The sequence below is a fragment of the Herbaspirillum sp. Her2 genome (genome assembly GCF_057961375.1).
In genome coordinates this window covers 1685284-1704253 of sequence record NZ_CM176331.1, presented here as the reverse complement: position 1 = coordinate 1704253, position 18970 = coordinate 1685284, and the positions used below count along the sequence as shown (strand labels likewise).

Below are 18970 nucleotides of genomic sequence, written 5' to 3'. Positions count from 1 at the left end.
CCCTCTCCACTGATTTGCGTTTCATGACCTTCGACAACCAACACCAAGACGACACCGGCCCGCTCACGCTCGAACGATTCGTGCGCGCGCTACCCAAGGTCGAACTGCATTGCCACCTGTTCGGCGCGGTGCGCCGCGAGACCTTCAGCGATCTCTCCGCCCGCGCCGGTCATCCGGTCTCGCCGGAAGAGATCGAAGCCTTCTATACCCGTGGTGAAAAACCGGTGGGCGTACTGCGCGTACTGCGCGCGCTGGATGCCGAGCTGATCCGACAGCCCGACGATCTCTACCGCATCACCTACGAATACCTGCAGGATGCCCACGCCCATGGCGTGGCCTGGAGCGAATTCTTCTGGAATCCGACCGGTACGGTGCGCGTGTCCGGCATCCCCTATGCCGATGCGCAGGACGCCATCGTGCGCGCCATCGTCGATGCCGAACGCGAGATCGGCATCATCGGCCGCCTTATTCCCAGCATCGACCGCGAGGCCAGCCCCGAGGAAGCCGTGGCCATGGTGCAGTGGATGCTGGCGGCCCGCGTCCCGCAGGTGCCGGGCATCGGCATGGATTACCGTGAGAACGACCGCCCGCCGGAACTGTTCGAAGCCGCCTACCGCCTGGCGCGCGAAGCCGGCCTGAAGACCACCGCCCATGCCGGTGAATTCGGCATGCCCTGGCACAACGTGGCCACGGCCATCGACCTGCTGCAGGTGGACCGCATCGACCACGGCTACACCATCGTCGACAATCCCGATCTGATGCAGCGCTGCATCGGCCGCGGGCTGGTCTTCACGGTGGTGCCGACCAATTCCTACTACCTGCGCACGCTGCCCCCGCAGCGCTGGGCGCAGGATCACCCGATTCGCCAGATGCTGGCGGCCGGGCTGCGCCTGCATCCCAACACCGACGATCCGACCTTGCATCTGGTGACCCCGACCGGGGCCTGGATGATGATGCTGCAGCTCGGGGCCACGGTGGAAGACTTCCGGGACTTCATGCGCAATGGGCTGGATGCGGCCTGGATGGATGAGGGCTTGCGCAGTCAGTGGCAGCACGCCTGGAGCGAGCGCTATGATCAATTGCGCGGGCGCCTGCAGTCCTGATCGCCGGGAGCATCAACGGGACATGTCGATGACCAGCTCACCCTCGCTGGTACCCTCGCCGGTCTCCAGGCGGAAGCGAGCCATCAGTGCGGCCATGCGTTCGGTCGCCAGGCGCATGGCTTCTGCGGCGGCTGACGATTGCTGCACCAGCAGCACGTTGCGCTGCGTGGCCTGATCGATGGCGCTGACCGACTGGCTGATGCGGCGCGCCCCGGCCGATTGCTGGCTGCTGGCGCTGGCCACCTCGCCGATGAGCTGATTGAGCCGTCCCACCTGCGCCACTACTTCCTGCATGCTGCGACCGGCCGTTTGCGCGCGTCGGCTTCCTTGATTGATGCGCGCCATCGCATCGTTCAGCAAGACCCTGATCTCCTGCGCCGCATCGGCGCTGCGGCGGGCCAGCTGCCGCACTTCATCAGCCACCACGGAAAAAGCCTGGCCATGGGTGCCGGCATGGGCCGCCTCGACTGCTGCATTCAGCGCCAGCAGATTGGTCTGGGAAGAAAGGCCATCGAGTTTGGCCACGATCTCTTCGATACGCCCGGCCGCCAGGTGCACCGCGTGCATGTTGCCGACCATCTCGCTGACCGCCACGCCGCCCTCCAGCGCCGCTTGCGCCGCCGACCGGGTCAGGCTGCAGGCTTGCTGCGCGCGGTCGGCGCTCTGCTGCACGGCCTGATTCAACTGTTCCATGGCGATAGCCGCCCGCTGCAGGGAACCGGCCTGCTGGGTGGCCCGTCTGGTCAGATTGAGCGCCCCCTCGGCGATCTCCCCGGCGGAACCCCGCATGACCCGCGCCCCGTGCCTGACCTCCCGCACCAGATGGCTCAAGCCCTGGCGCATGTCTTGGAGGGACGACAGCAGTTGCCCGGTTTCGCCCTGGAAGCCCCGATCGATGCGTCCGCACAGATCGCCCTTGGCCACCCGCGAGGCCACCTGGGCCGCCTGCGACAGCGGACCGGTCACCAGCCGGTACAGACTGGCCACACTCACTATCATCACCAGCAGCAGCAAGCCGCCCACTGCGGCCACCACGGTATCGAGCCGCTCCCTGGCCTGGCGCGCCTGCAGGATGTCAGCCCGGGTGCGGGTGTCCAGCATGGCCTGCAGTGCTTCCAGCGGGCGCATCATGGCGGCTCTCGCCAATTCGTAGCGCGGATCGTGGAGCAGGCGGCGAGCCTGTTCCAGCGAGTCTTCGCGCAGGGCCGCATCAATCAGGACGCGGTCCCGCGTATGCCGGCGCACCAGTTCCATGGCGCGCAACTCGATGGCCAGTACCGCACCGGACCGGCTGCGCACTTCCTCCACCTTCGCCATCTCGTCGCGGCTGAAGCCGGCCTGCTGCATCAGCTCGCCAAGCGGCACGATGACAGCGCTGTCCGGTCGCGGCGGCCGGCCATCCGCATCCACCAGGTCCCAGTAGATGCGCTCGTAGTGTTCCGGGCGGGGACGGCGGCCGTCACGGATTTCCGCAATGGCCTGATATTGGCGTTCGGCCTGGTATTCACCGGTAGCCACGAAGCTGCGCGCCAGGCGGCTCAGGTCGTCGGCACCCTGGCGCAGCTCGGCCACCAGCCGCTGTGCCTGTTCGCGCCGCTCACTGGCGATAGCCACGCGGTCTTCGGCTTCCGATGCTGCCACTGACAGGGCAATGAGCAGCGCCAACAGCAAGGCGACCACCACGCTCAAGGCGGACACGATCTGCCGCATGGAAAAATATTTGTAGATGGACATGCTCCCCTCGCTGATTCGACTGAAGATGCCGGGCCCGGGCCTGCGCGCCTGGCGGCGGCGTCTCGGCGGGAACGGCAAGCGGACGATACGTGGGGAGCCCGTCCTTGTGCGCGAGGGGCTAGATATGCTGAACGAATCTCGAATTACTTCGTTTTTTATCTCGAAATTATTTGAATTTCTCTCTAAAACTATCCGTTTACTTGCCAAATTATTCGGCTCTTTTTTCTACTATCGGAGACAGTCTTCCAACGAAAGAGCGAGCGCCAGCAGAAAAACGCACCAAGGTTCACAATAGCGGTCTTTGCCATGCAGCATCCGCTCTCCATGAACCCTGTCAGTCCCGCCACACGACCTGTGCCGCGCCATCCGCCGAATCACCCTAAGTTCCTGCTGTTCCTGATCTGTGCCTTTGCCTCGGCGGGCCAGCTGGCCATCGACTTGTACGTGCCGGCCCTGCCGCAGATGGCGATCGACTACGGCACCTCGGCCCAGGCCATCCAGACCAGCGTGACCGGCTACCTGATCGCCTACGCCTTTGGCCAGCTGGCGTTCGGACCGCTGGCCGATGCCTGGGGTCGCAAGCGCGTCCTGATGCTGGGGCTGGGCCTGTTCACGCTGGGATGCGTGCTGACGCTGCTGGCCCCCAACCTGGAAACCTTCGTCGCGGCACGGGTGCTGCAGGGCTTCGGCATTGCCGCCACCAATTTGCTGGCCAAGGCCATCATCACCGATTCCTTCGTCGGCCAAACCCTGGTGCATGCCTACACCTACATGGCCATTGCCTGGGGCCTGGCACCGATCATTGCACCGGTGATCGGGGCGCACTTGCAGGAAGCCTTCGGCTGGCGTTCCTGTCTGGTGTTCCTGCTGCTGTATTCGTTCGCGATGTGGGCCATCCTGTGGCGCTATCGGGAAACTTTGGCCGAGCCGGTGCACCTGCATCCGGCGACCCTGCTCAAGAATGCGCGCATGGTGCTGGCCAGCCCGGTGTTCCAGAGCTGTTTCCTGGCCCAGGGGCTGTGCTACAGCATCCTGCTGGTGTTCAACATCGTCGGTCCCTTCATGGTGCAGAACACGCTGCGCCAGCCGCCGACCTTCTTCGGCTACCTGGCGCTGGCGATCGGGATGATGTATTTCCTGGGCGGCATCTCCAACCGCATCCACCATCGCCGCCTGCCCTCGGCCGAACAGCGGCTGCGCATCGGGGCGCGGGTGATGACGGCGGCGGCCTTTGCCATGCTGGCCCTGGCCTTGCTGGTGGGGCTGACGGTGTGGACCCTCATCACGCCGGTGCTGGTGATGGCCTTCTGCGCCGGGGCCATGTATCCCACGCTGATGGCCAAGGGCAATTCGATCTTTCCGCACATTGCCGGACTGACCAGCGCCATCCTGGGCTTTGCGCTGCTGCTGGTGTCCTCGGGCATGATGGGGCTGGCCGGGTTCGTCTCCATCCACAGCCTGACGCCGCTGGCGGTCTTCTTCTGCATCGTCGGCCTGACCGTGATTGCCATGGTGGGCAAGCTGCTGCAGCACCTGCAGGTGCCGGCGGCTGCGGCGACGTTGCAAGTCAGACCATCAGAAAAAACCTGATATCCGCCGCCTCCCGGCAGGCATACGATGTGGCCATCGACACTGATTCATTCCCGGGAGGACCCCATGGCCATCATCCAGACCTTGCTGCACTACGGTAGCTATCTCGCCGCGTTCTACGCCGTTTATCTGCTGGCGGGCAGCCTGGCGTTCGGGCTGGTGCTCTGGCAGAAGGTCTACGGCAAGGCGCAGCGCCAGCCGGTGCCGGTGCGCGTGCGTGTGCATTCCGAGCGGATGGACGGACGCGAGCGCGATTCGTATTACCGCTGAAGCGTGAATACAGTGATGCGTCGAACGTAGACAATCGCTGTTCGCCTGCAGGTCAGCCAAGGGCTGGATTCGTGGAATCCGGCCCTTTGTCTTTGGTGATGCTCCCCATCCGTTCAGAACAACTCCTGCTGCGGCGAGGTCACCGCCGCAAAACTGTCGCCCACGAAGACCAGGATGGCATCGGCCACCGGGGCCAGCTGGCGTTCGAGGTAATGGCCGTAGTCGATGGCGGCGCGGCGTTTTTCCAGGGGTTCCGGTCCGGCCGTGGTCATGACGTAGTTGATCCAGCCGCCTTGCTGGTATTGCAGCGGACGCCCGCCTTCCTCGTTGACCTGGTCGGCCATGCGCGCAGCGCGCACGTGGGGCGGGACGTTCTTTTCGTAATGGTCGAGCTGGCGGCGCAGGCGCTTGCGATATACCAGCAGATCATCCAGCCGCCCGGCCAGCAGGTCGGCCACGTAGCCGGTGATGAAGTCGCGGTAAGACTCGCCACGGAAGATGCGCAGATACAGTGCCTGCTGGAACCGCTGCGCCAGCGGCGACCAGTCGGTGCGCACCGTTTCCAGTCCCTTGTAGGTGACCTTGTCCTCGCCGTCACTGGTAAGCACGTAACCGGCGTAGCGCTTCTTGCTGCCGGTCTCGGCCCCACGTACATGCGGCATCAGGAAACGCTGGTAATGCACCTCGAACTGCAGTTCCAGCGCGCTTTCCAGCTGATACTGCCCGGCCAGATGGCGACGCCACCAGTCATTGATGCGCGCGGTCAGCTGCAGACCGATCTGGCGCGCCTCGTCGTCGCCATGCGGCCGGCGCAGCCAGACGAAGGTGGAATCGGTATCGCCATAGATGACTTCGTAACCCGCCTCCTCGATCAGCTCGCGCGTGCGATGCATGATCTCGTGCCCGCGCCGGGTGATGGACGAGGCCAGGCGCGAATCGAAGAAGCGGCAGCCAGTCGACCCCAGCACGCCGTAAAAGGAATTCATGATGATCTTCAGCGCCTGCTGCAACGGCTTGTTGCCCTGGGCCTTGGCGGCTTCGCGCCCCTGCCAGATCTGCTCGATGATGGCCGGCAGGCTGTGGCTGCGGCGTGAGAAGCGCGCGCCGTTGTAGCCGGGCACGGTCTCGCTCTCCGGCTCATTCAGGGTGCCATCGACCAGCCCGACCGGGTCGATCAGGAAGCTGCGGATGATGCTGGGATACAGGCTCTTGTAGTCCAGCACGATCACCGAGTCATACAGCCCCGCGCGCGAATCCATCACGAAGCCGCCCGGACTGGCCAGTGCCTCGGCATCCCCGAGATTGGGGGCGACGTAGCCCTTGCGATGCATGTGCGGCAGATACAGATGCGTGAACGCCGCCACCGAACCGCCACTGCGGTCGACCTGCAAGCCGGTCACGCTGGCGCGTTCCAGCAGGAAGGAGAGAATGTCGGTCTTGGCGAAGATGCGCGTGACCAGTTCGCAGTCCTTGAGGTTGTAGGTGGCCAGGGCTGCCTTGTCCTCGTTGAACATGCGATCGATCTCGTCCATGCGCTGATACGGCGTGGCAATGGCCTTGCCTTCGCCCAGCAGCGATTGCGCCACGTTCTCCAGACTGAAGGACGGGAAATTCCAGAACGCACCGCGCAGGCTTTCAATGCCGTCGATCACCAGTCGGCCCGCTGCGTTGACCAGCAGGTGATTGGCGCGCATGCCGTGTTCGCGCCACTCAAGCGTCCGTCCGGCGCGGCCCAGGCGCAGCGTGGTGTGGTACTTCTGCGCCTGCTTCTGCAGCACGTTGAGGTCGAACTGCACCAGGTTCCAGCCGATGAGCGCATCCGGATCGTGGCGTGCCACCCAGTCATTGAGGCAGTCGATCAGTTCCTTGCGGCTCTGGCAGAACTGCAGTGCGAAATCCACCGACGCCACCGCACCACTGGGCGGCCCCAGCGCATAGACGCTGCGCTGGCCGCAGCCTTCGATGGCGATGCTGTAGAGCTCGCCCTCCCAGCTGGTTTCGATATCCAGCGACGCCAGCCTGAGCGGCGGACGATAGCCCGGCAAGGCACGAATGCGGGCTTCTGCCAGCACCCCGTGCCCATCATCCACGCCCTGAAAGCCCAGCGGGGCATTGATGAAACGCTCCATCAGATAACGTTCGGGCGGACGGATATCGGCTTCATAGACACTGATGCCAGCGGCGATCAGGGTCTTCTCCATCTTCAGCAGCTTGCGGTACTGGCGCGCATACAAGCCCAGCACCGGGCGCTGGCTGACATCCTTGAGATGTTCCAGCGCACGCAGTTCCATACCGGGTTCGCGGGCGATCAAGGCCTGCACGCGTTCGGCCTCGGCTTGCGGCACGAAGGCCACCGCTGTCTGCGGCGGCAGGCGCAGGCATTGCGGACCGTCATCAGTGGCCACCCACAGCTCGATCTCCACCCCGGCCGGGGTATCGCGCCAGTGCCGGGACAACAGGAAGCCTGCGCGTTCGCCTGGGCGCAAGGCGGTGGAGGAAAGAGGAGCGGCTGAGTCGGTCACCGTCAATAGCGGGCTGGTGCGGATGGAGACGGGATTGTAGAACTCATTTCATCAATAGGCGAGAGTGCGAGCGAGTCCCGTTTGGGATGAAGTGCAAGGCGCGAATTTGGGTCAAGACTGGGCGTCTTGACCCAAATTCGTAACGCAGCAATTCGCCCAAACGGGCCGCTCCCTCCGGGTTCTGCCCAGAAAGGGCGCTGGCAAGGCGCGCGACGCGTCGTGTGGCGGTGCCACACGCAAGGAGCGCAACGCGGCCAGCGCCCTTTCTGGGCAGAACGCATCTCACGCCTATTGATGAAATGAGTTCTACTTGGATGTAGGCGAGCTTGCGCGACTGCGCACGGGCAATTGTGAAGAACGGCCAACATGCTTTTTCAGCTGCAAAGATTTTTAAAAAATTCCGTTTCTTCTCCGCGTTTTGGGCAGCCCATGGCAGTGCGATGCTGGCGCCCATCACGTCCCCGCAATACGGAGAGTCTCGCCATGAAAACCCTGCCCCTCATCCTCCTGCTCAGCAGCGCCAGCCTGTTGGGTGCGCTGGAACTTCCGTCGGCGCGTGCCGCCAGCTTCGACTGCAGCAAGGCCGGTTCGGCCAATGAAAAGACCATCTGCCGGGATGCCGAGCTGTCCGCGCTGGACGATCAACTGGGCCACGCCTACCGCCGCGCGCGCCAGGCCGCAGTCGATCAACGTGCCTTCCGCACCGCCAGCGATGCGCAATGGCGCTGGCGCGAAGACAACTGCCGCGACCGCGCCTGCCTGCTGGCCTGGTATCAGCGTCGCCAGACCGAACTTGAGGCACAAGCCGCACCGGCCATCGCAGCGGCCCTGCTCACCGCCAAAGGAAATGCGACTTCACCTGCGCCCGCCCTGCTCGCAGTGCCCCCTGCCCAGGCCCCGCTTGCGGCACCGGCCGCCCCGGGCTTGCGGCTGGGCCTGGACGCGCGCCAGATCGACCACCTGGCGCCGGCAGGCAGCACGCCCTGGCCGCATTACGCGCGGGCCGAACGCGGCCAGTATTTCTATCGCGACCCCGAGGCCGGCGAGACCCAAGCGCTGGTGGCCGTGCGCTATTACGGCATCGAAAACGGCCAGTACATCCTGGAAGCCGTGCGCGGCCAGACCGTGCTGCGCTACACCTGCAGCGCTGACTGCCGCTACATCGCACAACTGGCCCTGCCGGGCGACGTGGAAAAGGATACGGTGATCGTCAGCAATGACCGCGCCTCCCTGCCTGGACTGATCGTGAGCGATGCGGTCAACGGCTTGCTGGCACCGGTGCAATCGCGCTAGCGCGGCGTCACGGATGAGATTGCGTTCTTGTCCTACACGCCTTTGCGAAGGCGGATGACAGGCAGGAGAACACGCCAGCGGCATACTGCGCAACATCGAGCATGGTGCGCATGCTCCCCTTGCCCTGGCGAGAAGCTCCTATGAAGAAAATCGAATTCGACGGTTACCTGCTGGTCTATCAGGCCGATGATAGCGAAGGCCGCTGGAAAGGCTCCTACGCGATCCTGAAGGATCGTGCAGAAATCACCCGGGGCTCCCTGCCCCTGTCCGCCCATTCGGAGGACGAAGCCGTCGGCGAGATTCTGGCAGCCGCGCGCCGCCAGACCAGTCTTGCCATCGCGGCCTAGGTTCTCACACCACCTACACTACTGTTTCGCGCAGGCTGCGGCGATGGGCCAGCTCCATCAGCCGCCGCAAGGCGTGGACCAGTTCAAAGCGGCTGCGCGAACGCCCCAGCGAGAGGCGAATGTGCGGCGCACCGCTGCGCGCGGGTTCGCCGTCACCGGCCTGGAAACTGTCCTGCGCAACCACGTTGAGCCCAGCCTCCCTGGCCTTGCGGACGAAGTCCTGCCCCTTCCAGTGTTCCGGCAAGGCCTTCCAGAGATGGATGCCGCCGCTATCGGCCGGCCCTTCCTCACCCAGGGTACGCAAGGCCAGCGCCTGACGCGCCCAGGCTTCCTGCCGGATGCCTTCGGCTAGCATGGCGGCAGTGCCATCGTGGATCCACTGCGTTGACAGTGCCGTGGTCAGCGGCGTGGACATCAATACGAAAGACCGCAGTGCAGCCAGCACTTCGTCCTGTGCCTGCCCCTCAGGGGTGAGCACATAGGCGGTCCGCAATCCGGGGAGCAGGCACTTGGCCAGCGTGGACACGTAAAACACATGCCGCGGTGCGTAGTGCGCCAGCGGCCTGGGCGCATGGGCCGCAAAGCGCCAGTAGGGGTCATCCTCGATGATGCGCAGATCGAGCCGGGTGGCGACGGAAGCGATCTCGGCGCGGCGCGCGGCCGGCATGGTGCGGGTGGTCGGATTCTGTAGCGTGGGATTGAGATAGACCAGCCGCGCGCCATGCTTGCGCACCATGGTCGTGAGCAGATCCGGGCGCATGCCTTCGTGATCCACGCCGACCGCGACCACGCGGCGCCCGAGCTGGGCTGCCGCCGCCAGCAGCCCAGGATAGGCCAGCGGTTCGGTCAGCACGGTTTCACCCGGCCGGGTCTGCGACAGCAGCAAGGCGGCCAGGGCCGACTGCGCCCCCGGACAGGCCAGCACCCGGTCATCTTCCACCGGGCCCAGCATGTCCTGCAGCCACATCGCACCGGCGGCGCGGTCGGCTCTGCTGCCACCGCCCAGGTGATACGTCATCAGCAGATCGACATCGCTGTGCATCAGCACCTGCGACACGCCCTGGCGCAGCAGGTCATCCAGATCGATACCGGCCGGCGGCGGCGGGATGTTCATCGACAGGTCGATCACCTGGCTCAGGTCCACCTTGGGCGCGGCCACGAAACTCCCGGCGGCGCCGCGTCCTTCCAGCAACTGGCGGCGGCTCGCTTCGCCGTAGGCGCGGGTGACGGTGGTGAGATCGACGCCGAGGCGATCAGCCAGCATCCGCTGCGGCGGCAGGCGATCGCCGGGCTTGAGGCGTTCATCGGCGATGGCCTGCTCCAGAAAGCCCACGATCTGCAGATAACGTGGACCGCCATGAGCAGTGAAGCGGCTGATCCAGTCCAGGGAGGAATCTGCGGTGTGTGAAGGGTTCGGTCGGGCCATGGAGAATCCTGATGAAGAAGCGAGCCTGCGGATGTGCAGACAGGCGGGCGTCTAGTATGGATCCATGCCTTTCAAAAATCCATACATTGCAACTGCCCTTTGTGCCAAGCCTCTCCTTTCTTTCCGGCATATTTCACGAGCAGCGCCCCCCGAATCAGCAGTGATGTATGGCTTTCATTCATATATTTATACATACATAAGAACAAGAACACACGCGCGCTACGCGGCCACGAAGCCGACCCGTTCCATGGTTCCGATGTGCATGCTCAGCAGCTGCACGGCACGGTCGGTCTTCTTGTCGCGCAGGGCTTCGATGATGAGGCGGTGATCGTGATCCGAACGCGGCTGCCAGCCGCGCTTGAAGCCGGTCGAGAACAGGTAGCGTGAATTGGTCAGCTGCAGTTGCTTCAACACCGCCAGCAGGCGCGGCATGCCACATTCGCTGGAGAGGATGTCGTGGAACAGGTTGTTGGCGGCATCCCATTCGATCAGCGATGCGGCCTGGGCACAGGCCTCCTGGGCGGCTTCCAGGCGGGCGATATGTTCGGGGCCGAACTTGCGGATGCTGTGGCGCAGGGCCAGGATTTCCAGCGAGCCGCGCATCTCGGCATTTTCCTTGACCGCCGCCCGGTCCACCTGCGTGACCCGCACCCCGCGACGGGGCAATGTGAGCACCAATCCCTCGGCTTCCAACTGGCGAAACGCTTCCCGTACCGGCACGTGGCTGGACTGGAATTCCTGCGCCACGTGATCCTGCCGAAGCGCCGCCCCGCCTGCGATTTCGCCGCGGATGATGCGCGTGCGCAGGACCTCCGCGATGCGTTCGACGGTGCTTGGATGCTCGGAATGATGCGCCATATTTTTATAGATAATCTATGAAAAAAGAAATTGTTGAACGAATTTGAGCGAAGTTAGAATCCGCCGAAGCTGAATTCTAAGCCTTTTCACTCACGGACCGGATTTTATCGATGAGCCAGTGCCCTTCCCCCGCCGCTGCCCAAGCCAGCGCTCCCCTGCATTTCCACCGCCCTTTGGCCGCCATCGACAGCAGCGCGGCCGAGCAGCTGTTTGAACTGCCCTTCCTCGATCTGCTGTACCGCGCACAGACCGTGCATCGCCAGCACCACCGCGCCAACGAAGTCCAGCTGTCCAGCCTGCTGTCGATCAAGACCGGGGGCTGCGCGGAAGACTGCGGCTATTGCTCGCAGTCGGCGCATCACAAGGAAGCGGGGGTGCCGGCCGGCAAGCTGATGGGCGTGGACGAGGTAGTGCAGGCCGCACAGGCCGCGCGCGACCAGGGCGCGACGCGCTTTTGCATGGGGGCGGCGTGGCGCAATCCCAAGCAACGTGACATGGCCGCGCTCACCGAGATGGTCAGCCAGGTGCGCGCACTCGGGCTGGAAACCTGCATGACCCTCGGCATGCTGGAGCAAGCCCAGGCCGAGGCACTCAAGCAGGCCGGACTGGACTACTACAACCACAACCTCGATACCGCGCCCGATTTCTATGGCCAGGTCATCTCCACCCGCAGCTACCAGGATCGGCTGGACACCCTGCAACGCGTGCAGGAAGCCGGCCTCAACGTGTGCTGCGGCGGCATCATCGGCATGGGTGAGACGCGCGCCCAGCGTGCCGGCCTGATTGCCCAGCTGGCCAGCCTGCCGGTGCCGCCGCAATCAGTGCCGATCAATCACCTGGTGCCGATCGCGGGCACGCCGCTGCAGGATGTGGCACCGCTGGACGAATTCGAATTCGTGCGCACCGTGGCGGTGGCCCGCATCGCCCTGCCGCACGCGGTGATCCGCCTCTCCGCCGGGCGCGAGAGCATGAGCGAAGCGACCCAGGCACTGTGCTTTGCAGCGGGTGCGAACTCCATCTTCCTCGGGGCCAAACTGCTGACCACGGCCAATGCGCCGGTCTCGGCCGACCTCGACCTGCTGCAGCGCCTGGGCCTGCAAGCGGCACCTGCGGCCGCCTGATGCCACTGCACTGGAGCACCGCCCACTGCGGCGGAGCCTGGGTCATCACCGGTTACGAGGAAGTGGCAGCGGCCTTGCGCGATCCCCGCTTCTCCGTAAGGCGTGCAGCGCGCTGGATCAACAGCGGGCTAGGTGAAAGCGGTAACGGACAGCAGGACGAAGCGCAGCGTGAGTTCAAGCGCCTGTTCTCGCGATCCTTGCTGTTCCTGGACGGCCGCGCCCATCGCCGCCTGCGCGGCGTACTCAATCCGGGATTCAAACCGGCTGACCTGCAAGCCCGGCGTAGCGACATCACCGCACTGGCGCAGCGGCTGGCCGATGCCATCGTGGCCGATCCGCAGGCAGCACGCGGCTTCGATTTCATCGCGCGCTTTGCACGTCCCCTGCCCGCCCTGGTGATTGCGCAACTGCTGGGATTGCCCGACCGCGTACCGGCGGAATTCATCGACTGGGCGGCCGATCTGGCGGCCTTCATCGGCAGTCCGACGCCGGACGCCACGCAGACCCTCGCGGCGCAACAGTCCATGCGCAGTCTGTGTGATTTCTTCAGTCAGGCATTGGCGCGAGCGGGCGAGCTGCCTGAGGGTTGTCTTCTGCGCGGCCTGCTGCAAGCCCATGCAAGCGGACAACTGAATCGCAACGAACTGCTGGCCCAATGCTGCATCCTGCTCTTTGCCGGCTACGAGACCACCCGCAATCTGCTGGGCAATGGCGTGCTGGCCCTGCTGCAAGATCCCGCGCAATGGGCAGCGCTCAAGGCCCGCCAAGCGGACCCCGCCGCCCTGCGGCTGGCCGTGCGGGAGATGCTGCGCCATGACAGCCCGGTGCAGTACACCGGCCGCCGCCTGTTGCAGGACGTGACGCTGGCCGGTCAACGCCTGCAGCGCGGTCAGCTGGCCATCCTGCATATCGGGCAAGCCAATCACGATGCGCGCCGCTTCCGTGATCCGCAGCGTTTCGATATCCGGCGTGACGAAGGCATGCACCTGTCCTTCGGCCAGGGGCCGCACGTCTGCCTGGGGGCGGCACTGACGCAGCTGGAAGCCGAAATCGCTTTCAGCGTGCTGATGCAGCGCCTGCCCACGCTGTCGCTCGCTGACGAAACGCCGGTGTGGCAAGGCAATGCCGCCTATCGGGCGCTGGATCGCTTGTCCGTATTTTTCTGAAAGCCCCTCCATGCAAGATTTCACCCGTGAGCTGGACGCCCTCGCCAGCCAGAGCCTGCTGCGCACGCGGCGTGTGGTCGACGGTCCGCAGGGACCGCTGCTGCAGGTCGATGGACACGACGAATTGTCCTTCTGCAGCAATGATTACCTTGGCCTGGCCAACCATCCGCAGCTCATCGCCGCGGCCGCCGAGGCCTTGCAGCGCTATGGCGTGGGTGCGGCGGCCTCGCCTCTGATCAGCGGCCACAGCCGCGCTCATGAAACGCTGGAAGCCGAACTGGCGGCCTTTGTCGGCATGCCTTCGGCGCTGGTGTTCGGCAATGGCTACATGGCCAACCTGGGGGTCGCCGCAGCGCTGGCCGGCAAAGGGGATACCGTCATCGTGGATCGCCTGGCCCATGCCTCGCTGATCGATGGCGCACGCTTGTCCGGGGCCAGCCTGAAGGTATTTCCGCACAACGATGTGAGCCGTCTGGAGCAGGTGCTCTCCCGCTGCAGCAGCCCTCGCAAGCTGGTGCTCACCGATGCCGTGTTCAGCATGGATGGCGACCTGGCCCCGCTGGCCGAACTGGCGGCAGTGTGCGCCCGGCATGAGGCCTGGCTGCTGGTGGATGACGCCCATGGCCTGGGCGTACTTGGCCCGCAAGGACGAGGCAGCCTGGCCCTGGCGGGCGTGCAGGCGCCGCACGTGCTGCTGATGGGCACGCTGGGCAAGGCGGCCGGGGTGGCCGGCGCTTTCGTCGCCGGTGACGCCGGCGTGCTTGCATGGATCCTGCAGCGCGCCCGTACCTACATGTTCAGCACGGCGCATCCCCCCGCGCTGGCCGCCGCCACCTCGGCCAGCCTGCGCCTGATCGCCCGCGAAGAGTGGCGGCGCGCGCATCTGCAGGTACTGGCCAAGCAATTGCGCAGCGGACTGGCGGGGCTGCCGTGGACACTGCTGCCCTCCCCGACCGCCATCCACCCGCTGATCGTGGGCGACAATGCGGCCGCCCGCGCCCTCTCGGCGGCCCTGCGCGTCAGGAGCATCTGGGTGCCGGCGATCTGCCCGCCCACGGTCCCCAAGGGGACAGCCCGGTTGCGCATCAGCCTGTCAGCCCTGCATACCCCGGCCGATGTGGCGCGCCTGGTGGCGGCACTGAGATCACTGGCCCAAGGAGAATCCGCATGACCATGGCAAGCCCGCTGGCCGCCCGCAGCCTGCGCAGCGTGTGGCATCCCTGCACCCAGATGCGCCAGCATGAGCGCACGCCTCCCATCGCGCTGGCTCGTGCGCACGGTGCATGGCTGGTCGATACCGAGGGACGGCGCTATCTGGATGCCATCAGTTCCTGGTGGGTCAATCTGTTCGGCCACACCAATGCGCGCATCAATGCGGCCCTGATCGACCAGTTGGGCCAGCTGGAGCACGCCATGCTGGCAGGCTTCACGCATGAGCCGGTGGTGCAGCTCTCCGAGCGGCTGGCGGCGCTGACGGAGCATGCGCTGGGCCATTGCTTCTATGCCTCGGACGGAGCCTCGGCGGTGGAGATCGCGCTGAAAATGAGCGTGCATGCATGGCGCAATGCCGGGCATGCAGACAAGAATGAATTCATCTGCATCGCCGGCGGCTATCACGGCGAGACCGTGGGGGCGCTCGGCGTGACCGACACGCCGCTCTTTCGCAGTGCCTATGAATCCCTGCTGCGTCCGGCACATATCGCTGCCTCGCCCGATGCGCGACAGGCTGCACCGGGCGAGACGGCCGCCGATGTCAGCCGGCGCGCGCTGGCCGATGTGGAAAGGCTGCTGCAGGAACGCAGGGGACGCATTGCCGCCCTCATCGTCGAACCGCTGGTGCAATGCGCTGCGGGCATGGCCATGCATGATCCACAGTATGTGCGCGGACTGCGCGGGCTGTGCGATGCCTACGGCGCGCACCTCATCGCCGACGAGATCGCGGTCGGCTGCGGGCGTACCGGCCGCTTCTTCGCCTGTGAGCAGGCGGGCGTGTGGCCGGATCTGCTGTGCCTGTCCAAGGGCATCAGCGGTGGCTACCTGCCGCTGTCGCTGGTGATGGCCAGCGAGGCCATCTATGCCGCTTTCTACGATGACGATGTGCGGCGCGGCTTCCTGCATTCGCACTCCTATACCGGCAATGCACTGGCGTGCCGTGCTGCGCTGGCGACGCTGGACATCTTCGCGCAGGAACAGGTGCTGGACCGCAATGCCCGGTTCGCCCCGGTGCTGGCCGAGGCCCTGCAGCCGCTGGCGCAGGATGCGCGGGTGCGGCACGTGCGACAGTGCGGCATGATCTGGGCTTGTGATGCGCGCATCGATGATGCCGCCGTCACGGCAGGTTTTTCGCGCCGGCTCGCCGACGAGGCCGCGCAACGCGAACTGCTGGTGCGTCCGATCGGCAAGACGCTTTACGTGATGCCGCCCTACATCCTCGATGCGGCCCAGGCGCAATGGATGGGCGAGCGTCTGCATGCGGCCTTCGATGCGGCGATGCGCGCGGAGCATCGCCCATGAGCGGCCGCAGCTATTTCGTCACCGGTACCGATACCGGCGTGGGCAAGACGCTGGTGGCGTCCGCGCTCATCCACCTGCACGCCGCGCGAGGCGTGCGTGCCGGCGGCATGAAGCCGGTGGCGTCCGGGGCTTTCCTGCAGGACGGCGTCTGGTGCAACGAGGATGTGCAGGCCTTGCAGGCCGCGGCCAATGTGGATTTGCCGCTGCACCTGGTGAATCCCTACCTGCTGCGGCAGGCCACGGCACCGCACATTGCGGCGGCGGAAGAAGGCGTGCAGATTGCACTCGATCACCTGGCGCTATGCCATGCGCAATTGCAGTCGGCGTGTGACGTACTGATTGTGGAAGGTGCGGGTGGCTTCATGGTGCCGCTCGATGCGGACCACAACAGCGACGATCTGGTGGCCCGGCTGGGCTTGCCCGTGATCCTCGTGGTCGGCATCCGCCTTGGCTGCATCAATCATGCCTTGCTCAGTGCGCTGGCCATCCGCGCGCGCGGGCTGCGCCTGGCTGGCTGGGTGGCCAATCATGTCGATGCGCGAGAGACGCAGGCCGGCGCCATGGTGAACACGCTGGTGCAGCGGCTGCAAGCGCCGCTGCTGGGGCGTCTGCCCTGGTCACCTGAAATGACGGCGGCCCAAGTGGCTGGTCTTCTTACTTGGCCAGATCCATCTTGACGACGTTGGACGTGCCACTGCGCACGGCCGTGATGTGCTTGTCGTGAATCGTGCGATAGCTGGCCAACCCCAGTTCTGCCATGGAGTTGGACAATTCCACCAGGTCGGTGACGGCCTCTTCTGAATACATGGCATCGACCTCGTTGGCATCGAGCCAGTGACGGATGCGGCGCTCGCCGGAGAAGACGAAATCGCTCAGCCGCACCCAGTGGCCACCAAGGATGGCAGCCTCCTGGCCGTCGCGGCCGGCCAGCACGCTGTCAACCTGCGTGACCAGCTGGCGCATGCTCTTGCCGCTGCCGTCGACCAGGAACCGCGTGAGCTCCTCTTCGCTGGCGCAGTACCACAGCCACAGGGCATTGAAGGCGGCCTCGATCTGGTGCCCGATGAGGGCAAAGGCCGAGGCGTGGACCGGCATGTCATCACGCAGCAGCAGGATGATGCCGCAGTGATGTTGCTGGGCCACAGTGAGACAACCGATGGCGGCGCAGGCGCGCCGGTCATCGGGCAAAGGCTGGCCGTTGAATTCGGCCGAAATGCGATAGGCAAGGGACTGCGCCCTGGCCAACAGGTGATCCAATTGCATGGGACGACTCCCCTTCGTGTGAGGGCACGTGTACGGACGACTTGTTGTTATTCTTTTCAGCTCACGCCAGTGGCGCCGTCGAGGACAATGCGGATCTTGCGGGCCAGCTCATCGTGGCGGTAAGGTTTGTCGAGGACGGGAAATTCGCCATCGGCACCATGCCGCTCTATCGATTCACTGGCATAACCGGTAGTTAATAAAATTTTGATGGAAGGTATCATGCGCCGGGCCTCTCGCGCCAGTACCACGCCATTCATGCTGCCCGGCATGATGAGATCGGTGAAAAGCAGATCCACCTTCGGTTCGGAACGCAACACCTGCAAGGCTTCCGTCGGTGAATTCACCATGCTGACGCGATAGCCCAGGCTTTCCAGCATCGCCTGGGCCAGCTCGGCGACCTCGATTCTATCGTCAACCACCAGAATGTGCTCGTGACCGCCTTGGGTATGCGTGCGGTTGTCATACTCGAAGGCCCCTCCGACCTGGTCCTGCGTGGCCGGGAAGTAGATCGAGACGGTCGTGCCGCGCTCTGCGCTGGAGACGATGCGCACGGATCCGCCGGACTGCTTGACGAAGCCATACACCATCGACAGACCGAGGCCGGTGCCCTTGCCTTCGTCCTTGGTAGTGAAAAACGGGTCCATCACGCGCGGGAGGATGTCCGCAGGAATGCCGGGGCCGTTGTCCGTGACCGCGATGCAGACATAGAGACCGGGTTTTACGCCCAGCTGGATGGCACGATCTTCCGAGCTCAGGTCTTCATTGCTTGTATGGATTTTTACCGTTCCCTTGCCGGACATCGCATCGCGCGCATTGATGAGCACGTTCAGCAATGCCACTTCCATCTGGGTCGGATCGAGACGGCAATTCCACAGGCCCGAGGCCAGGTCGGTTTGGACCTCGATATCGCCACCGAGCGTGCGTTGCACGAGATCGGTGAAACCTTCCGTGAGCGAATTCAGGTTGATGGTGCGCCCCTCCAGCCGCTGCTTGCGGGCGAAGGCCAGCAATTGCTGGGTCAGCATGGCCGCCTTGCCGGAAGCCTTGCGGATGCTGTCGGCGCTGCGCGAGACACGCCCGAGGTCGGGCGTATCGCTGCGCAGCGCAAGATTGATGATGTCCAGGTAGCCGCTGATGACCTGCAGCAGGTTGTTGAAGTCATGCGCAATGCCGCCGGTGAGCTGGCCCAGCGCTTCCATCTTGCGCGCCTGGCCCAGGGCCTGTTCGGCGTCGCGGCGGCGGCTGATGTCCAGTTGCGAGCTGAAGAAGTATTTCAGTTCGCCATGCTGGTCATAGACCGGTGAAATGAAGAGCGCATTCCAGAACGTCGAGCCATTCTTGCGGTAGTTCAGCAGCTCGGTGGCGAGCTCGCGCTTTTCCGCCACGGCCTGGCGCACTTGTGCGACCACTGCGCGGTCGGTCTCCGGGCCTTGCAGGAACCGGCAGTTCTTGCCCACGACCTCGGCCCGGCTGTAGCCGGTCATGTTCATGAAGGCGTTGTTGACGAAGATGATCGGATTGTCCGGCTTGTTGGGATCGGACACGATCATCGGCATGCGCGTCATTTCGACGGCTGCGAAGAAGATATCGTTGGCGTCATCGCCTACCGCGACCTTGGCGTGGTCGTTGCGCATTCCTGCATCATTGAAGTCGTCGGCAGGCCAATGCACCGTGGGGTGCTTGGCGGTGTTGGGCATTGTATTTTTCTCCAGTGGGCTGGGCTCGGTTGCAGTGAGGCAACGGGAAGCGAGCTGCTTTCAGGA

The 18970-nt window shown here is 64.7% G+C and carries 17 protein-coding genes; 11 read left to right on the top strand and 6 right to left on the bottom strand.

Annotated elements, in window-relative coordinates; translation table 11 throughout:
- Window positions 1-23: 23 nt before the first annotated feature.
- On the top strand, window positions 24-1103 hold the full coding sequence (locus tag ACWHXP_RS07755) for an adenosine deaminase family protein (protein ID WP_489634095.1): 1080 nt from the start codon (window positions 24-26) through the stop codon (window positions 1101-1103).
- 12 nt (window positions 1104-1115) lie between these two features.
- Here ACWHXP_RS07755 and ACWHXP_RS07750 read toward each other — a convergent pair whose 3' ends face one another.
- Window positions 1116-2837, bottom strand: coding sequence for a methyl-accepting chemotaxis protein (locus tag ACWHXP_RS07750; protein WP_489634096.1), 1722 nt, complete (start codon window positions 2835-2837; stop codon window positions 1116-1118).
- On the opposite strand from ACWHXP_RS07750, the gene ACWHXP_RS07745 reads away from it, so the two are divergent.
- The 3 genes from ACWHXP_RS07745 to ACWHXP_RS07735 all read left to right on the top strand — a co-directional run bounded on the left by ACWHXP_RS07745 (window position 2830) and on the right by ACWHXP_RS07735 (window position 4697).
- A complete protein-coding gene (locus ACWHXP_RS07745; protein ID WP_134136390.1) occupies window positions 2830-3132 on the top strand; it encodes a hypothetical protein in 303 nt (100 codons plus the stop codon). The two genes, ACWHXP_RS07750 and ACWHXP_RS07745, sit on opposite strands and share 8 nt — an antisense overlap.
- 29 nt (window positions 3133-3161) lie before the next feature.
- A complete protein-coding gene (locus ACWHXP_RS07740) occupies window positions 3162-4427 on the top strand; it encodes a multidrug effflux MFS transporter (RefSeq protein ID WP_489634097.1) in 1266 nt (421 codons plus the stop codon).
- Between the two features lie 66 nt (window positions 4428-4493).
- Window positions 4494-4697: a hypothetical protein gene (locus ACWHXP_RS07735; protein WP_039785818.1), complete on the top strand. Its 204-nt coding sequence runs from the start codon at window positions 4494-4496 to the stop codon at window positions 4695-4697.
- A gap of 113 nt (window positions 4698-4810) precedes the next feature.
- Here the strand turns inward: ACWHXP_RS07735 and ACWHXP_RS07730 are convergent, their stop codons facing one another.
- On the bottom strand, window positions 4811-7219 hold the full coding sequence (locus ACWHXP_RS07730; RefSeq protein ID WP_489634098.1) for a DNA polymerase II: 2409 nt from the start codon (window positions 7217-7219) through the stop codon (window positions 4811-4813).
- A 483-nt stretch (window positions 7220-7702) separates the two neighbouring features.
- Here ACWHXP_RS07730 and ACWHXP_RS07725 point away from each other — a divergent pair, with 483 nt between their 5' ends.
- A complete protein-coding gene (locus tag ACWHXP_RS07725) occupies window positions 7703-8512 on the top strand; it encodes a lysozyme inhibitor LprI family protein (protein ID WP_489634099.1) in 810 nt (269 codons plus the stop codon).
- Between the two features lie 140 nt (window positions 8513-8652).
- The gene (locus ACWHXP_RS07720; RefSeq protein ID WP_166675067.1) at window positions 8653-8859 is read left to right on the top strand and encodes a hypothetical protein; all 207 of its coding nucleotides are present in this window, start codon (window positions 8653-8655) and stop codon (window positions 8857-8859) included.
- A gap of 13 nt (window positions 8860-8872) precedes the next feature.
- On the opposite strand, the gene ACWHXP_RS07715 is transcribed toward ACWHXP_RS07720, so the two are convergent.
- Together ACWHXP_RS07715 and ACWHXP_RS07710 are read right to left on the bottom strand one after the other, a co-directional pair.
- Window positions 8873-10285: an aminotransferase-like domain-containing protein gene (locus tag ACWHXP_RS07715; RefSeq protein WP_489634100.1), complete on the bottom strand. Its 1413-nt coding sequence runs from the start codon at window positions 10283-10285 to the stop codon at window positions 8873-8875.
- Between the two features lie 219 nt (window positions 10286-10504).
- On the bottom strand, window positions 10505-11143 hold the full coding sequence (locus tag ACWHXP_RS07710) for a GntR family transcriptional regulator (protein WP_039785832.1): 639 nt from the start codon (window positions 11141-11143) through the stop codon (window positions 10505-10507).
- Between the two features lie 110 nt (window positions 11144-11253).
- Between ACWHXP_RS07710 and bioB the strand changes: the two genes are divergently transcribed.
- Genes bioB through bioD form a run of 5 tightly spaced genes read left to right on the top strand, consistent with a single transcriptional unit; the run spans window position 11254 to window position 16621 of the window.
- Entirely contained in the window at window positions 11254-12264 is a 1011-nt protein-coding gene (bioB, locus tag ACWHXP_RS07705; RefSeq protein ID WP_276841010.1) for a biotin synthase BioB, read from the top strand.
- Complete coding sequence (locus tag ACWHXP_RS07700) at window positions 12264-13430, top strand: cytochrome P450 (protein WP_489634101.1); 1167 nt, start codon at window positions 12264-12266, stop codon at window positions 13428-13430. The genes bioB and ACWHXP_RS07700 overlap by 1 nt, the downstream gene beginning before the upstream one ends.
- 10 nt (window positions 13431-13440) lie before the next feature.
- Window positions 13441-14601 carry an 8-amino-7-oxononanoate synthase gene (gene bioF / locus ACWHXP_RS07695; protein WP_489634102.1) on the top strand — a complete coding sequence of 387 codons (1161 nt, stop codon included), beginning with the start codon at window positions 13441-13443 and terminating at the stop codon, window positions 14599-14601.
- Entirely contained in the window at window positions 14598-15944 is a 1347-nt protein-coding gene (gene bioA / locus ACWHXP_RS07690) for an adenosylmethionine--8-amino-7-oxononanoate transaminase (protein ID WP_489634103.1), read from the top strand. Before bioF ends, bioA begins: the two co-directional genes overlap by 4 nt.
- Entirely contained in the window at window positions 15941-16621 is a 681-nt protein-coding gene (bioD, locus tag ACWHXP_RS07685) for a dethiobiotin synthase (RefSeq protein ID WP_489634104.1), read from the top strand. The genes bioA and bioD overlap by 4 nt, the downstream gene beginning before the upstream one ends.
- Here the strand turns inward: bioD and ACWHXP_RS07680 are convergent.
- Both ACWHXP_RS07680 and ACWHXP_RS07675 read right to left on the bottom strand, forming a co-directional pair.
- Window positions 16599-17207 carry a DUF6988 family protein gene (locus ACWHXP_RS07680; protein ID WP_039785847.1) on the bottom strand — a complete coding sequence of 203 codons (609 nt, stop codon included), beginning with the start codon at window positions 17205-17207 and terminating at the stop codon, window positions 16599-16601. The genes bioD and ACWHXP_RS07680 overlap by 23 nt on opposite strands.
- Before the next feature lie 56 nt (window positions 17208-17263).
- Complete coding sequence (locus ACWHXP_RS07675) at window positions 17264-18904, bottom strand: histidine kinase famiy protein (RefSeq protein WP_489622924.1); 1641 nt, start codon at window positions 18902-18904, stop codon at window positions 17264-17266.
- Window positions 18905-18970: the final 66 nt, after the last annotated feature.

Bases quoted from the DNA above. Each gene is read 5' to 3' on its own strand.
- bioD (WP_489634104.1), top strand. From the start codon at position 15,941: ATGAGCGGCCGCAGCTATTTCGTCACCGGTACCGATACCGGCGTGGGC.
- ACWHXP_RS07725 (WP_489634099.1), top strand. From the start codon at position 7,703: ATGAAAACCCTGCCCCTCATCCTCCTGCTCAGCAGCGCCAGCCTGTTG.
- ACWHXP_RS07740 (WP_489634097.1), top strand. From the start codon at position 3,162: ATGAACCCTGTCAGTCCCGCCACACGACCTGTGCCGCGCCATCCGCCG.
- ACWHXP_RS07720 (WP_166675067.1), top strand. From the start codon at position 8,653: ATGAAGAAAATCGAATTCGACGGTTACCTGCTGGTCTATCAGGCCGAT.
- ACWHXP_RS07745 (WP_134136390.1), top strand. From the start codon at position 2,830: ATGGACATGCTCCCCTCGCTGATTCGACTGAAGATGCCGGGCCCGGGC.
- ACWHXP_RS07735 (WP_039785818.1), top strand. From the start codon at position 4,494: ATGGCCATCATCCAGACCTTGCTGCACTACGGTAGCTATCTCGCCGCG.
- bioB (WP_276841010.1), top strand. From the start codon at position 11,254: ATGAGCCAGTGCCCTTCCCCCGCCGCTGCCCAAGCCAGCGCTCCCCTG.
- bioA (WP_489634103.1), top strand. From the start codon at position 14,598: ATGACCATGGCAAGCCCGCTGGCCGCCCGCAGCCTGCGCAGCGTGTGG.
- ACWHXP_RS07710 (WP_039785832.1), bottom strand. From the start codon at position 11,143: ATGGCGCATCATTCCGAGCATCCAAGCACCGTCGAACGCATCGCGGAG.
- ACWHXP_RS07715 (WP_489634100.1), bottom strand. From the start codon at position 10,285: ATGGCCCGACCGAACCCTTCACACACCGCAGATTCCTCCCTGGACTGG.
- ACWHXP_RS07680 (WP_039785847.1), bottom strand. From the start codon at position 17,207: ATGCAATTGGATCACCTGTTGGCCAGGGCGCAGTCCCTTGCCTATCGC.
- ACWHXP_RS07700 (WP_489634101.1), top strand. From the start codon at position 12,264: ATGCCACTGCACTGGAGCACCGCCCACTGCGGCGGAGCCTGGGTCATC.
- bioF (WP_489634102.1), top strand. From the start codon at position 13,441: ATGCAAGATTTCACCCGTGAGCTGGACGCCCTCGCCAGCCAGAGCCTG.
- ACWHXP_RS07675 (WP_489622924.1), bottom strand. From the start codon at position 18,904: ATGCCCAACACCGCCAAGCACCCCACGGTGCATTGGCCTGCCGACGAC.
- ACWHXP_RS07755 (WP_489634095.1), top strand. From the start codon at position 24: ATGACCTTCGACAACCAACACCAAGACGACACCGGCCCGCTCACGCTC.
- ACWHXP_RS07750 (WP_489634096.1), bottom strand. From the start codon at position 2,837: ATGTCCATCTACAAATATTTTTCCATGCGGCAGATCGTGTCCGCCTTG.